The 12,835-nt window shown below is 67.6% G+C and carries 14 protein-coding genes; 5 read left to right on the top strand and 9 right to left on the bottom strand.

From position 1 onward, the window contains the following. Positions 1-2 precede the first annotated feature (2 nt). The gene (locus AC06E9_RS16030) at positions 3-905 is read left to right on the top strand and encodes a LysR substrate-binding domain-containing protein (protein ID WP_282262783.1); all 903 of its coding nucleotides are present in this window, start codon (positions 3-5) and stop codon (positions 903-905) included. On the opposite strand, the gene AC06E9_RS16025 is transcribed toward AC06E9_RS16030, so the two are convergent. Beyond that, the gene (locus AC06E9_RS16025; RefSeq protein WP_461770836.1) at positions 895-2,169 is read right to left on the bottom strand and encodes an MFS transporter; all 1,275 of its coding nucleotides are present in this window, start codon (positions 2,167-2,169) and stop codon (positions 895-897) included. The two genes, AC06E9_RS16030 and AC06E9_RS16025, sit on opposite strands and share 11 nt — an antisense overlap. A gap of 132 nt (positions 2,170-2,301) precedes the next feature. Further along, a complete protein-coding gene (gene lepB, locus AC06E9_RS16020) occupies positions 2,302-2,934 on the bottom strand; it encodes a signal peptidase I (protein WP_478056402.1) in 633 nt (210 codons plus the stop codon). 178 nt (positions 2,935-3,112) lie between these two features. Here lepB and AC06E9_RS16015 point away from each other — a divergent pair, with 178 nt between their 5' ends. Then, positions 3,113-3,523 carry a hypothetical protein gene (locus AC06E9_RS16015; RefSeq protein ID WP_046272279.1) on the top strand — a complete coding sequence of 137 codons (411 nt, stop codon included), beginning with the start codon at positions 3,113-3,115 and terminating at the stop codon, positions 3,521-3,523. A gap of 3 nt (positions 3,524-3,526) precedes the next feature. Further along, positions 3,527-3,976 carry a 3-dehydroquinate dehydratase gene (locus tag AC06E9_RS16010; protein WP_121044388.1) on the top strand — a complete coding sequence of 150 codons (450 nt, stop codon included), beginning with the start codon at positions 3,527-3,529 and terminating at the stop codon, positions 3,974-3,976. A gap of 240 nt (positions 3,977-4,216) precedes the next feature. On the opposite strand, the gene dcp is transcribed toward AC06E9_RS16010, so the two are convergent. The 3 genes from dcp to arfB form a co-directional block, all read right to left on the bottom strand. After that, on the bottom strand, positions 4,217-6,373 hold the full coding sequence (dcp, locus tag AC06E9_RS16005; RefSeq protein ID WP_046272277.1) for a peptidyl-dipeptidase Dcp: 2,157 nt from the start codon (positions 6,371-6,373) through the stop codon (positions 4,217-4,219). 146 nt (positions 6,374-6,519) lie between these two features. After that, the gene (locus AC06E9_RS16000; protein ID WP_226956705.1) at positions 6,520-7,080 is read right to left on the bottom strand and encodes a lysophospholipid acyltransferase family protein; all 561 of its coding nucleotides are present in this window, start codon (positions 7,078-7,080) and stop codon (positions 6,520-6,522) included. Positions 7,081-7,126: 46 nt separating this feature from the next. Then, a complete protein-coding gene (gene arfB, locus AC06E9_RS15995) occupies positions 7,127-7,558 on the bottom strand; it encodes an alternative ribosome rescue aminoacyl-tRNA hydrolase ArfB (RefSeq protein WP_121044396.1) in 432 nt (143 codons plus the stop codon). 178 nt (positions 7,559-7,736) lie between these two features. Here arfB and AC06E9_RS15990 point away from each other — a divergent pair, with 178 nt between their 5' ends. Further along, positions 7,737-8,243, top strand: a complete 507-nt coding sequence (locus AC06E9_RS15990; RefSeq protein WP_226956706.1) for a DUF2059 domain-containing protein — start codon at positions 7,737-7,739, stop codon at positions 8,241-8,243. An 87-nt stretch (positions 8,244-8,330) separates the two neighbouring features. On the opposite strand, the gene AC06E9_RS15985 is transcribed toward AC06E9_RS15990, so the two are convergent. From AC06E9_RS15985 to AC06E9_RS15975, 3 genes are read right to left on the bottom strand one after another with little or no spacing between them, the layout of a single operon-like run. Then, complete coding sequence (locus tag AC06E9_RS15985) at positions 8,331-9,077, bottom strand: pseudouridine synthase (protein WP_121044535.1); 747 nt, start codon at positions 9,075-9,077, stop codon at positions 8,331-8,333. Continuing rightward, the gene (ubiB, locus tag AC06E9_RS15980) at positions 9,074-10,732 is read right to left on the bottom strand and encodes a ubiquinone biosynthesis regulatory protein kinase UbiB (RefSeq protein WP_478056401.1); all 1,659 of its coding nucleotides are present in this window, start codon (positions 10,730-10,732) and stop codon (positions 9,074-9,076) included. The genes AC06E9_RS15985 and ubiB overlap by 4 nt, the downstream gene beginning before the upstream one ends. Next, positions 10,729-11,370, bottom strand: coding sequence for a ubiquinone biosynthesis accessory factor UbiJ (locus AC06E9_RS15975; protein ID WP_121044402.1), 642 nt, complete (start codon positions 11,368-11,370; stop codon positions 10,729-10,731). Before AC06E9_RS15975 ends, ubiB begins: the two co-directional genes overlap by 4 nt. Positions 11,371-11,472: 102 nt before the next feature. Here AC06E9_RS15975 and ddlA point away from each other — a divergent pair, with 102 nt between their 5' ends. Continuing rightward, positions 11,473-12,579, top strand: coding sequence for a D-alanine--D-alanine ligase (ddlA, locus tag AC06E9_RS15970; RefSeq protein ID WP_121044405.1), 1,107 nt, complete (start codon positions 11,473-11,475; stop codon positions 12,577-12,579). Between the two features lie 81 nt (positions 12,580-12,660). Here the strand turns inward: ddlA and AC06E9_RS15965 are convergent, their stop codons facing one another. After that, positions 12,661-12,816, bottom strand: coding sequence for a DUF1328 domain-containing protein (locus tag AC06E9_RS15965; RefSeq protein ID WP_019184873.1), 156 nt, complete (start codon positions 12,814-12,816; stop codon positions 12,661-12,663). Between the last annotated feature and the right edge of the window lie 19 nt (positions 12,817-12,835).

The raw sequence follows: 12,835 nt of genomic DNA, 5'->3' as shown, positions 1-12,835 counted from the left end.
CCATGTCCATCGAACTCCGCCACCTGCGCTACTTCCTGGCCGTCGCCGAGACGCTGCACTTCGGCCGCGCGGCCGAGCGGCTGGGGATGTCGCAGCCGCCGCTCAGCCAGCAGATCCGTCAGCTGGAAACGCTGCTCGGCGCGCGGTTGTTCCTGCGCGCGAACCGTCGCGTGGAACTCACCGATGCCGGGCGCGTGCTGCAGGAACAGGCGCGCGAGGTGCTGGCCCGGGTGGAGACCGCGATCGATCTGACCCAGCGCGCGCAGCGCGGGGAAACCGGCGAGCTGCGCATCGGGCTGACCCGGGCCACGCCACTGTCCACGCAGATTCCGCGCGCGATCTTCGCTTACCGCCAGCAGTTCCCGCAGGTGCAGTTGAAGCTGCGCGAGATGAACACCCTGCAGCAGATAGATGCGCTGATGGCCGGCGAACTGGATGTCGGGTTGATCCGCAAACGTGCCCTGCCCGCGCCGCTGATGTCACGCAAACTGTTCAGTGATCCGCTGGCGCTGGTGGTGCACGGCCAGCATCCGCTGGTGCGTGAGCTGCCCGCCGATGCGGCGGTGGCGCTGCGGCTGTTCGCGCATGAGCCGTTCGTCGGGTTCCTGCGCGAGGTCGGTGCGGGCATCCACGATCACTTCATCGCGTTGTGCCGGGGCGCCGGCTTCACGCCGCGCATCGTGCAGGAAGCCGGGGAAGCCTCGACGTTGATCAGCCTGGCGGCCTCAGGGTTGGGGGTAACGGTGCTACCCGCCTCGTGCAGCCATATCCAGGTGGACGGGGCGCGCTTCGTCGCACTCAGCGATCGTGCCGCCAGTTCGGAAGTGCACGTGGCCTGCCGGCGTGGTGCGGCGTCGCCGTTGATCGGGCACTTCACCCGGCTGCTGCAGGGGGTCAGCGGCTGAGCGCGAGCGCGGTGGTGGCCGGTTGCACGCGCTGGCCCAGACGCCAGGCGATCACGCCACCGGCCACGGTCAGTACCCCCACGAAACCGCACACGCCCAGCCAGTCCCAATGGGTGTAGAACACGCCGCCAAGCACCCCGGCCACGCTGGAGCCCAGGTAGTAGGCGAACAGATACAGGGCGGACGCTTCGGCGCGCATCGCACCGGCGCGGCTGCCGACCCAGCTGCTGGCCACCGAGTGGCCGCCAAAGAAGCCGAACGTCACCAAGGCGATACCTGCGGCCATGCAGCCCAGCCACGGCATCGCCAGCAGCACGATGCCCAGCGCGATCAGTCCATAGCAGATCGCCAGCACGCGGCTGCGGCCATGGCGGTTGGCCTGCTGCCCCATCCACGCCGAGCTGAAGGTACCGACCAGGTACACGCTGAAGATCAGGCCGACCACGGTCTGGCTGAGGCCATACGGCGGCGCCAGCAGGTGGAAGCCGAGATAGTTGTAGAGGGTGACGAACACACCCATCAACACGAACGCGGTGGCGAACAACCACGGCAAGCCGGGATCGCCGAACAGGCTGCGCCAGCGCGAAGGCAGTTCGCGCAGTCCGCCGCGACGGCTCTGGAAGTGGCGTGACGGCGGCAGCTGGATCCAAAGCAGCACGGTACTGAGCAGCGCAATCAACGAGACCACGCCAATGCCCCAGCGCCAGCCCCAATGGTCGGCGACGATGCCCGCGATGAGACGACCGCTCATGCCGCCGATCGCGTTGCCGCCGATGTACAGGCCCATCGCCAAGCCCAGCGCGCGGCTGTCCATCTCCTCGGCGAGGTAGGTCATGCCCACCGCCGGTACGCCACTGAGCGCGATGCCGAGCAGCGTGCGCAGCACCAGCAGCGTGGTCCAGTCATCCACCATCGCGGTGGCGACGGACAACACGCTGGAGGCCAGCAGCGCTGCGACCATCACGCTGCGGCGCCCGACGCGGTCGGAGATCAATCCCGCGATCAGCATCGAGACCGCCAGCAGACCGGTGGTCAGCGACAGGGTCAGCGCACTGTTGGCTGCGGAGACGCCGAAGTGGCGACTGAATTCCGGCAGCAGCGGCTGCACCGTGTACAGCAGCCCGAAGGTGGAGAAGCCGGCCAGGAACAGCGCGGCCGCCGTGCGCCGGAAGGCCGGGGTGCCCTGCTGGATCTGATCGCCCGCGGCCGCTGCGGTGCTGGTCAGGGGGCTGCGGTCAGGGACCGCGGCGGTATCGCCATTCATGCCGGTAAGGCCCGCGTGGACGGGCCGGAGCGAGGAGTCAGCGCTCAGGATAGGCAGCGTCGTCAGGTCGATCCATAACCTGATAGGTCTGGATCGAGATGATCCAGATATCGATTCAGAACGCGGCCGGGATTACAGCGCCTGCCAGGTCAGGCCTTCGCCGCGCCGGTAGTAGACGTGCGAGGCCTTGCCGTACAGCGCGCTGGCCTGGACCAGGCCGAAGAAGCGACCGTCGGCGCTGTTGCCGCGGTGGTCGCCGAGCATCAGCACCTCGCCCGCCGGGACGGTGAGCCCAGTGATGTCCGGTCCACCCCCCTGGCCAAGATCCAGCTGGGCCAGATGCTGCCCGAAGTCTTCGATCTCACCGACCCCGGCCTGGGCCAGCGGATGGCCGTTGATGCTCAGGTGACCGTCGTGCAGCTCGACCCGATCCCCGCCGACCGCCGCGATGCGCTTGATCAGCCGGGTGCCGTCCTGCGGTGAATCGAACACCGCCACGTCACCGCGCTGTGGCTGACCGGTGTGCAGCAGCTCCACCGAGGTGAACGGCAGGCGCACCCCGTAGGCGCGCATGTCCACGACCACCCGGTCGCCCGGCATCAGCGTCTGCTGCATCGAGCCGCTGGGCACCTGGTAGTGATTGGCCAAGGTGTCGCGCGCCGCAGCGAGCAGGCCGAGCATCACCAGCAGCGGCAGGGCTTCCTTCTTCAGCCAGCGCAGCAGGCGGTGGTCGGTGGGGGCAGAGGCGGCGGCGGGGGTGTCCATACGGGCGCTCCAGGAAGTGGGTGGCTGTGACCGGACGGGCGGCGGGCAAGTTCCCTGGCCGGGTCCGAAAAAGCTACGCAGTGTTTACGCCGGGCCGGCGTGGTCGGCATCGCGGTTTTACGGGGCGCGGCTGCATCGTGGCGACACCGCGCCGAAGGGCGCTTCGAAGAGACGTTCCATGACCATCCTGCTGATCCGGCATACACCGTCGAACGCCGTGCCGGACGCGTCGCCGCTGCCGGCGCGGGTCGCCGGGCACCGCCTGGCCTGCCGCGACTGCGACTCCCTGCCGGCCCTGGTGCGCTGCCTGCAGCGTGCCCAGCGCAGCCGTCCGGCGCTGGTCCTGATCGCCACCGCGGCGGTCGATGCGCCGCAGTGGGCCCGTTATGGCCAGGCGCTGCGCACCGCGCTGGAGGACCTGCCGGCGCCCTACATCGAGATGGCCAGCAACGACGATGACGCGCTGGACGAGCACCTGCATCCGCAGCATGCCCCGGCCGCGCGGGTCGTCTGCAGCAGCGGGCGCCAGGATGCGTGTCGCCTGTCGTTGGCGATCGCCGCCCATCGCCTGCAGGCCGTGGAGGGCTGAGCCATGTCGATCTTCATCATCCGGGGGCCGGAAGCGGCCGGGCAGCTGATCCGTACCGCGCAGCCGTTGCCGGCGCTGGTCCTGAAATCGTTGGTGCACCGCGCGATCGATGCAGGCACCACGGTGGCGATCCGGGCGTGTGGCTCGGAGCAGGAGCTGCTGGATGCGCTGCGCGTGGCCGATCACAGCCGCGGCGAAGTCACCCTGCTCGATCCGGGTGCGTGTGTGGCCAGCGCGCGCCTGCAGCGCCTGCTGCCGCATCTGCACAACGCCTATGTGGAAGTGCATGACGACGATGCGCGCGCCCCGGAGGCGTGCCTGCCGGCGGAGGTGGGCCAGCGCATCGGCGTGGCGCGTGGGTACTGCGCACAGAGTTACATGCACGCGCTGGAGATCGCGCTGGATCACCTGGGACGCAGTGAGATCGCCGAGGGCGTGCACGTGGGGACGTGATGCGCGGGGCTGGTGGGGCGGGCGCTGGGCCCCCATGCCCTTGGAGGCGAAATAAAGGGGGAGGGGCGGCCGCAGGCCGACGCCGGAGGACATTCGCCGGAAAGGGCATGGGGGTCCAGCGCCCGGCCCAGCGGAGCAGCAACCCAAAAAAACGGCAGGGTTTCCCCTGCCGTTTCAATATCATCGCGCACTGGTGGCAAGCGTACCGACCAACGGTCGGTACCTACCGGGATGCCGCGATTATTTCAGGCCACGATTGACCAGCAGCGGTTCCACCGACGGATCCTTGCCGCGGAACTCGCGGTACAGATCGGCCAGCTCCACGCTGTTGCCGCGCGAGAGGATCTTGTCGCGGAAGACCTGGCCGTTCTCCGGGGTCAGGCCGCCGTTCTCCTTGAACCACTCGAAGGCGTCATGGTCGAGCACTTCGGCCCAGAAGTAGGCGTAGTAACCGGACGAATAACCGCCCCCCCAGATGTGATCGAAGTAGCTGGTGCGGTAGCGCGGCGGCACCTGCGGCAGGTCGACCTTGAACTTCTTCAGCGCGGCCGCTTCAAACGGCGCGACGTCCTGCAGCTTGGCGTCGGCCGGCTGGGTGTGCCAGGCCAGGTCGAGCAGGGCGGCCGAGAGGTACTCGGTGGTCGCATAGCCCTGGTTGAAGGTGCGGGCCTTGAGGATCTTGTCGACCAGCGCCTGCGGCATCGGCTCGCCGGTCTTGTAGTTCTTGGCGTAGTTGGCGAAGACCTTCGGGTCCAGCGCCCAGTGCTCGTTGAACTGCGAGGGGAACTCGACGAAATCGCGCGAGGTGCTGGTACCGGCGATGGACGGGTACTTCACCTTCGAGAACATGCCGTGCAGCGCATGGCCGAACTCATGGAACATCGTGGTCACATCATCGAAGCTCAGCAGCGCGGGCTGGCCGGCGGCGGGCTTGGTGAAGTTGCAGACGTTGTAGACCACCGGCTTGGCACCGGTCAGGCCGTCCTGTTCGACGAACACGTCCATCCAGGCGCCGCCGGACTTGCTGTCACGCTTGAAGTAGTCAGTGTAGAACAGGGCCAGCGAGGTGCCGTCCTTGTCGAACACCTCGTAGACCTTCATGTCCGGGTGGTAGGTGGGGATGTCGGTACGCGGCTTGAAGGTGATGCCGTACAGCTGCGTGGCGGCATAGAAGACGCCGTTCTGCAGCACGTTGTCCATCTCGAAGTACGGCTTGATCTGCGATTCGTCCAGGTCGTACTGCGCCTTGCGCACCTGTTCGGCGTAGAAGTCCCAATCGGAGGCAGCGAGCTTGAAGCCGCCCTTCTGCGCGTCGATCACCTTCTGCATTTCGCTGATCTCGCCACGCGCCTTGGCGGTCGCGGCCGGCACGGTGTCGGTCAGCAGCTTGAGCGCGGCGGCCGGGGTCTTGGCCATCTGGTCGGCCAGGCTGTAGGCGGCGTAGTTCTCGAAGCCGAGCAGCTTGGCCTTCTGCGCGCGCAGCTGGGCCAGGCGCTGGATCGTCTCGCGGGTGTCGTTGGCGTCGCCCTTTTCAGCACGGGTTTCCGAGGCCTTGAGCACGGCGGCGCGTTGCTCGCGGTCGCTCAGCGAGCCGAGCACCGGTTGCTGCGTGGTGTTCTGCAGCGGCAGCAGGTACTTGCCATCGAGGTTGCGGGCCTTGGCATCGGCGGCGGCGGTGTTGATCGCATCCTCATCCAGGCCGGCCAGCTTGGCCTTGTCATCGACGACCACGGCACCGGCGGCGGTCGCGGCGACCAGGCGGGTGTGGAACTGCGTGGCCAGCGTGGTTTCTTCCACGTTGAGCTTGCGCAGCGAGGCCTTGTCGGCATCGTTCAACTGCGCACCGGCACGCACGAACTCCTGGTAATCGCGCTCGACCAGGCGCTTCTGCACCGGGTCCAGGCCCAGCGCATCGCGCTGGTCGTAGATGGTCTTGATGCGGGCGAACAGCTTCGGGTCGAGGTTGATCTCGTCCTGGTGCTCGGCCAGCTTCGGGGCGACTTCTTCCTGCACCTTCTGGCGTGCATCGTTGGTGTCGGCCTGGACCAGGCCGAAGAAGATGCGCGACACGCGGGTCAGGGTCTCGCCGCTGCGCTCCAGCGCTTCGATGGTGTTGTCGAAGGTGGCCGGCTCGGGGTTGTCGGCGATCTTGCGGACTTCGGCCAGGTGCTGCTTCATGCCTTCGTTGAAGGCCGGCAGGTAGTCACTGTCCTTGATCTTGTCGAACGGCGGCGCCTGGAACGGCAGCGTGCTGGCGCTCAACAGCGGGTTGGCAGACGCATCGGCCGGCTGCTGGGTCGGGGCGGGCTGGGTATCGGTCACGGGGGTGGACTCCTTGCCGGAACAGGCCGCCAGCGCCAGGCTGATGGCAGCGGCCAAAACTACGGTACGCGACATGAAACGGGCTCCTTGGATGAGGGCGCGGGACGTGAAATCCCGCAGCCGATCACCCTACTCCCAAAGCCCGCAGGCGGCATGTGCCGGTCGTGGCGCGTGGCTGTGCGGGCCGTGGGGGCTACCCGGTCCGGCCCGCCCGGCGGCGCTCAGACGGTGCCGCGGGTCTTGCCCTGCCAGGGGCGGTAGTACGCGCGGATCGCGGCCATGTCGGCCGCGTCGTTGCCGGTGGGATGGAACAACGGGCCGATGCCGATGGTCTTTTCCGGGTAGTGGAAGTACGCGGCCAGCACCGGCACATCGGCCATGCGCGCGATCTTGAGGAAGCCGGCCTTCCAGTGCTGCACTGCCTTGCGCGTGCCCTCCGGGGTGATCGCGTACCACAGGCGGTCCGAGCCACGGATCAGGCTGACTGCCTGCTCCACGGTGCCCTGCGGTGAGCTGCGGTCCAGCGGGATGACGCCGAGCTTGCGCAGCAGCGGCCCCAGTGGCCACCAGAACAGCGAGGCCTTGCCCAGCACCTTGACCTGCATGCCCAGCGCGATCTTCGCCGCCATGCCCCAGAAGCCGTCCCAGTTGGACGAATGCGGGGCGATGATGAACACCACTTTGGGCACATCGGGCAGGGTGCCGGTCACTTTCCAGCCGCCCAGGCGAAGCGTGCAGCGGGCCAGCCAGCGGAGGAAGCGGTTCGGTTTGACCTGCGGCATGTTCGGCGGAACCACCGGCAACAACGGACTTCGGTTGTTCAAGCAATCACTCCCAATTGCGTGTGGTGCGCCCGCGCTTGATCTGCGCGCGCCCCTTTTTGGCGTCCAGACGACGCAGTTTCGACCCGTAGGTCGGCTTGGTGGCCACGCGTGCCTTGGGCACGCTCAGCCCCGCCTGGATGAAGGCGGCCAGTCGATCGCGCGCGTCCTCGCGGTTACGGTCCTGGGTACGGAAACGCTGTGCATCGATGACCAGCACGCCTTCGCCGGTCATGCGCCGGTCGCGGCGGGCCAGCAGGCGCGCGCGCAACGGCTCGGGCAACGAAGGCGAGCCAGCCACGTCGAAGCGCAGCTCGACGGCGGTGGAGACCTTGTTGACGTTCTGGCCACCGGCGCCGCTGGCGCGCACGAACCGCTCGACGAGTTCCGTATCCGGAATCGTCAGGTGCGCGCTGATGGTGACTGGCCCGTTGCCCATGGGCGGCATTGTAAGGGGAGGACCGCCGGCCGGGTGACTGCAACGTGCGTGGATGTCGCCGATAACGTCCTCAATTACGGTCTGATGACGCCATCGCAGGTATTCTCCGGTTTCCCGCAACGCAGGATGCTCCGCAATGTTCCCGATCCGCCCGATGGCCCGCCGTGGCCTGATCCGCATGACATTCGCCCTGGCGCTGGGCCTGGGCGCGATCGCGCCGGCCATCGCCGCGCCGCCTTCGGATGCCGACATCAACCGCCTGCTGGCCGCCTCGCGCGCGCAGAGCATGCTCGATACGATGCTGCCGCAGATCGAGGCGATGCAGCGCCAGCAGTTCCAGCAGGTGGCGCAGCAGCGTCAGCTGGATGCGACGCAGCAGGCGCAGTTGCAGCGGATCGAGCAACGGACCAGCCAGACGGTGCGCCAGGCGCTGTCCTGGAAGGAGCTGCGGCCGATGTATGTGGATCTGTACAAGCAGACCTTCAGCAAGGAAGACGTGCTGGCGATGGCGGAGTTCTATGAGAGCTCGGCGGGGCAGAGCCTGTTGGACAAGACGCCGGCGCTGATGCAGAACGTGATGGTGGCGATCCAGGCCAAGATGCAGCCGCTGTTCGTGGATCTGCAGAAGGACCTGGAGGCGATCGTGAACGAGCCGGCGCCTGCGGCCGCACCGGCGAAGAAGTAATCGGGCTCGGGATCACAGAGGGTTACGTGTCAGTCCGCGTACGGCAGCTGTTCGTTTTCCATGGATGAGTAAGCCGGGCAGCCCAGGTCAGCGCACTTCCCAGTCGAACAGATCCATCGCCTTGCGGAATTCGCCGTCCACCGGCGCGCTGATGTCCATCGGCGTGCCATCCGGATGCGGGAAGCGCAGGCGCTCGGCGTGCAGGAGCATGCGGTGGATGCCCTGCATGCGGAAGCTGCGGTTGTGGCGGCCGTCGCCGTGGCTGGTGTCACCGATCAGGTGATGCGAGAGGTGCTTGAGGTGGCGGCGGATCTGGCGGAAGCGGCCGGTCTGCGGCTGGCAGCGCAGCAGGGCGTAGCGTGAGGTCTCGAACTCGCCCATCGGAATCGCGATCTCGCCCACGGCGACACGCTGGAAGTGGGTGATCGCCTGCTTCTTGACCGGTTTGCCGGGGCCGCCATCGAGGTCGTGGTCGACGGTGAAGGCCTCATCGGCCGGCCAGCCGCGGCAGATCGCGAGGTAATCCTTGGTGACGTCGCCGCCCATCAGCGATTTGCCGAGCACGCTGGCGCTTTCGCGATCAAAGGCGAGCAGCAGGCAGCCGCTGGTGGCGCGGTCCAGACGATGGACGAGGAAGATCGGCTTGCCGAGCTGTTCGCGCAGGCGGTCGGCGAGGAAGTCGTCTTCGCCCCGGGCAAGCTTGCTGTCGTGGACCATCAGCCCGGCGGGCTTGTTGACCACGGCGAGCTGGTCGTCCAGGTGCAGCAGCTGCAGGGGCGGAAGCGCCACCGGCGGCTCGGCCAGGGCCGCTGCCGGCAGCTCGATCACGCTCATCGGCGCCACCAGGCACTGGCCAGCGAGAACACCCCCGCCGCGCCGGTCACCCAGCTCCACACCGGGCCATCGCCGAAGTACCAGCCACCCGGCTGCAGGCCATACAGCACCGCGGCGACGATCATCAGGCCGACGCCGGCAATCGCGGCCACCGCGCGCTTCTGCAGTTTCTGCACGCTGACGTTCAGCGCCGCCAGATCACGCGAGCGCATCGACAGTTCATGATCACCTTCCACCTGCTGGCGCAGCCAGGCGTGGACCAGGCGCGGCATGTCCGGCGTATGCGTCATGATTTCGGGCAGGCGCTTGCGCACTTCCTTCAGCACCCGGCGCGGGCTGTAGCGTTCGCGCAGGATGCGTTCCAGCACCGGCCGCGCGACCGCCCAGATATCCAGTTCCGGATCGAGCTGACGGCCGACACCTTCGATGTTGAGCAGTGTCTTCTGCAGCAAGATCAGCTGCGGCTGCAGCGTGAGCTCGTAGCGCTGGGCCACGCGGAACAGCTTGATCAGCACCTCGGCCAGCGAGATCTGCGACAGCGGGCGGGTGAAATACGGTTCGCACACCGAACGCGCGGCCGCTTCGAGTTCATCGATGCGCACGTTGTTGGGCATCCAGCCGGCTTCCACATGCAGCGCGGCCATGCGCCGGTAGTCCTTGTTGAAGATGGCCATGAAGTTCTCGGCCAGGTAGTACTGATCTTCTTCGGACAGCTGGCCCATGATGCCGAAATCCAGCGCGATGAAGCGCGGGTTGTCGCGGCGCGCCGGATCGGTGTCGACCCAGATGTTGCCGGCGTGCGCATCGGCGTGGAAGAAGTTGTCGCGGAACACCTGGGTGTAGAACACCCGCACGCCCTTGGCGGCCAGCGCCTTGCGGTCGATGCCGGCCTTGTCCAGCGCGACGATGTCGTCCGACGGGATGCCCCACACCCGCTCCAGGGTCAGCGCGCGCTCGGCGGTGTGGCTCCAGATCACCTCGGGCACGTACAGATCGTCCGAGTCGATCCAGTTGCGGCGCAGCACGCTGGCATTGGCGCCTTCGCGCTGCAGATCCAGTTCGGCGGCCAGGGTGTTTTCGACTTCGGCGACCACTTCGCGCGGGCGGATCTTGTCGGCGCGCGGGTGCGCGCGTTCGATCAGCGCGGCGGCCGACTTGAGCAGCGCGATGTCGGCGTCGATCTGCTTTTCGATGTCCGGGCGCAGCACCTTGACCACCACCTGGCGGCCATCGGCGAGCGTCGCCGCGTGCACCTGTGCGATCGAGGCCGAGGCCAGCGGCTGCAGATCGAAGCTGGCGAAGGCTTCGCTCACCGGGCGGCCGAGCGCGCGCTCGACAATGGCCTGCGCGGTAGCGCCATCAAACGGTTTGACCCGGTCCTGCAGCAGGGTGAGTTCGTTGGCGACGTCGGCCGGGATCAGGTCACGGCGGGTGGAGAGGATCTGGCCGAACTTGACGAAGATCGGGCCGAGGTCCTGCAGCGCCAGGCGCAGGCGCGCACCGCGCGACTGTGCGGCGATGTCGGCCGAGGCGCGTGGCACGAACGGCTTGGCCAGGCGCAGCCAGCGTTCGGCCGGGGTGCCCTGGAGCAGATCGTCGAGGCGGTAGCGCAGGATGATGCGGCCGATGCGGCTGGCGCGGAAGATCGCCTTCATGCGCCCACCTGCCGCAGGCGCTGGACGCGCACGGCCATGCGTTCAACGTCGTCGCGCATCACGTCCACATCGTCGTGGAAGGCATCCAGTTCTGCTCGGGGTACCACGTCGCGCGACTCCTCGGTGACAAATTCAGCGGCGCTGTGCGCCAGGTCGGACGCGCCGCGGCGCGCGTGCTGCAGTGCCGAGCGCAGGGTGTTGGCGATCTGCACGCCCATCACCTCGCCGAACACGCGCACGAACGGCTGCTGCCAGTCCGGATCGAAACGGGTCGCGAGCTGCTGCAGGCGGCGGGCCAGCTCGGCATCGCCGGAGACCTTGACCCGCCCGGCCGGCGCATCACCGCCACGGCGTGCATTGGCCAGGAACGGCAGCTGGGCCAGCACCCCGCCCAGCGTGCTGCGCACGGCCAGGTCCGGCACCTGCTGCGGATCGACCGGGCCGACCGTGAGGCGCTCCCCGTCCACCCCGATCCGCATCGCCAACGCAGGCGATTCCAGGGTCAGCGCGATGTGGCGGCCATCCAGCGCGGCCAGCGCGCTGCGGGTGTCCGGGTCCAGCGCCAGCGCGCGGTTGAGCGTGAGCTGCAGCGCATTGCCAGCCAGCGGCTTGAGGGAAGAGAGCAGGGAACGGGCCATCACCGCATTCTACCGTGTGCCCTTGAACGGCGGGCGTGTTCCCGGGCGCCGACTCGGTTCATGCTATGGCACCCCAACACAGTGACAGGAGCGGCAACAGGCATGGGCAAGACCCGGGTAGGCATCATCTTCGGCGGCCGTTCGGCCGAGCACGAGGTCTCGCTGCAGTCGGCGAAGAACATCCTCGATGCGCTGGACAAGGACCGCTTCGAGGTCAGCCTGATCGGCATCGACAAGCAGGGCCAGTGGCACGTGAGCGACCCGCGCGACTTCCTGCTCAATGCCGGCGACCCGGCACGGATCGCGCTGCACCGCTCGGGCAATGCGGTGGCGGTGCGGCCGGGCCTGGAGCGCCAGCAGCTGGTGCCCACCGATCCGGCCACCGCGCTGGAGCAGATCGACGTGGTGTTCCCGATCGTGCACGGCACGCTGGGCGAGGACGGCTCGCTGCAGGGCCTGCTGCGCATGGCCAACCTGCCCTTCGTGGGCTCAGGCGTGTTGGGCTCGGCAGTGGCGATGGACAAGGACGTGGCCAAGCGCCTGCTGCGCGATGCCGGGCTGGCGGTGGCGCCGTTCGCCTGCTTCAACCGGGTCACTGCGGCGCGGGCCGATTACGCCGCGCTGGTCGCCGCGCTGGGCACGCCACTGTTCGTGAAGCCGGCCAACCAGGGCTCCTCGGTGGGTGTGAGCAAGGTGCGCAACGAGGCGGACTTCCATACCGCCCTCGCGCTGGCGCTGTCGTTCGATCACAAGGCGCTGGTGGAAGCGGCGATCGACGGCCGCGAAATCGAGTGCGCGGTGCTCGGCAACGAACACCCCGAAGCCAGCGTCTGTGGCGAGGTGGTCGTGCACGATGATTTCTATTCGTACGACACCAAATACATCAGCGAGACCGGTGCCGACATCGTGGTGCCGGCGGCCATCACCGATGCGGAGCAGTCCCGTATCCGGCAGATCGCCGTGCAGGCCTACCAGGCACTGGAGTGTGCCGGCCTGGCACGCGTGGATGTATTCCTGACGCCGGCCGGCGAGGTGGTGATCAACGAGATCAACACGTTGCCCGGCTTCACCCGCATCAGCATGTACCCGAAGCTGTGGGCAGCCAGTGGGCTGGATTACACCGCCCTGATCACGCGGCTGCTGGAACTGGCGATGGACCGGCATGCGCGTGAGCGCGATCTGCGCAGCGCCATCGCAACGACGGCCTGAACATCGTTGCCGATGTCAGGCCGTCATTATTTCCGCAGCGCGTCCCACGCCGGAGAGAGGTAGCGCGGGACGCGCCGGACACTAGGTCCGCTTGCGGAACATCGAAACCACCGCCAGGATCAGGAAAACGACGAACAGGATCCAGGCGACGTTGCTGGCGGCGCCGGCAATGCCCGAGAAACCAAGCACCGCCGCGATGATGGCGATGACAAAAAAGATGACGGCGTAATGCAGCATGTCGACCCTCGCGTTGATG

This window comes from Stenotrophomonas sp. Steno-Z10-BAI, from assembly GCF_056393115.1.
The sequence above is the reverse complement of the archived record's forward strand: the minus strand, read 5'-3'. Positions and strand labels throughout refer to the sequence as shown.

Coding starts and splice junctions, on each gene's coding strand:
- AC06E9_RS16030 (WP_282262783.1), top strand. CDS start 3: ATGTCCATCGAACTCCGCCACCTGCGCTACTTCCTGGCCGTCGCCGAG.
- AC06E9_RS16025 (WP_461770836.1), bottom strand. CDS start 2,169: ATGAATGGCGATACCGCCGCGGTCCCTGACCGCAGCCCCCTGACCAGC.
- lepB (WP_478056402.1), bottom strand. CDS start 2,934: ATGGACACCCCCGCCGCCGCCTCTGCCCCCACCGACCACCGCCTGCTG.
- AC06E9_RS16015 (WP_046272279.1), top strand. CDS start 3,113: ATGACCATCCTGCTGATCCGGCATACACCGTCGAACGCCGTGCCGGAC.
- AC06E9_RS16010 (WP_121044388.1), top strand. CDS start 3,527: ATGTCGATCTTCATCATCCGGGGGCCGGAAGCGGCCGGGCAGCTGATC.
- dcp (WP_046272277.1), bottom strand. CDS start 6,373: ATGTCGCGTACCGTAGTTTTGGCCGCTGCCATCAGCCTGGCGCTGGCG.
- AC06E9_RS16000 (WP_226956705.1), bottom strand. CDS start 7,080: ATGCCGCAGGTCAAACCGAACCGCTTCCTCCGCTGGCTGGCCCGCTGC.
- arfB (WP_121044396.1), bottom strand. CDS start 7,558: ATGGGCAACGGGCCAGTCACCATCAGCGCGCACCTGACGATTCCGGAT.
- AC06E9_RS15990 (WP_226956706.1), top strand. CDS start 7,737: ATGACATTCGCCCTGGCGCTGGGCCTGGGCGCGATCGCGCCGGCCATC.
- AC06E9_RS15985 (WP_121044535.1), bottom strand. CDS start 9,077: ATGAGCGTGATCGAGCTGCCGGCAGCGGCCCTGGCCGAGCCGCCGGTG.
- ubiB (WP_478056401.1), bottom strand. CDS start 10,732: ATGAAGGCGATCTTCCGCGCCAGCCGCATCGGCCGCATCATCCTGCGC.
- AC06E9_RS15975 (WP_121044402.1), bottom strand. CDS start 11,370: ATGGCCCGTTCCCTGCTCTCTTCCCTCAAGCCGCTGGCTGGCAATGCG.
- ddlA (WP_121044405.1), top strand. CDS start 11,473: ATGGGCAAGACCCGGGTAGGCATCATCTTCGGCGGCCGTTCGGCCGAG.
- AC06E9_RS15965 (WP_019184873.1), bottom strand. CDS start 12,816: ATGCTGCATTACGCCGTCATCTTTTTTGTCATCGCCATCATCGCGGCG.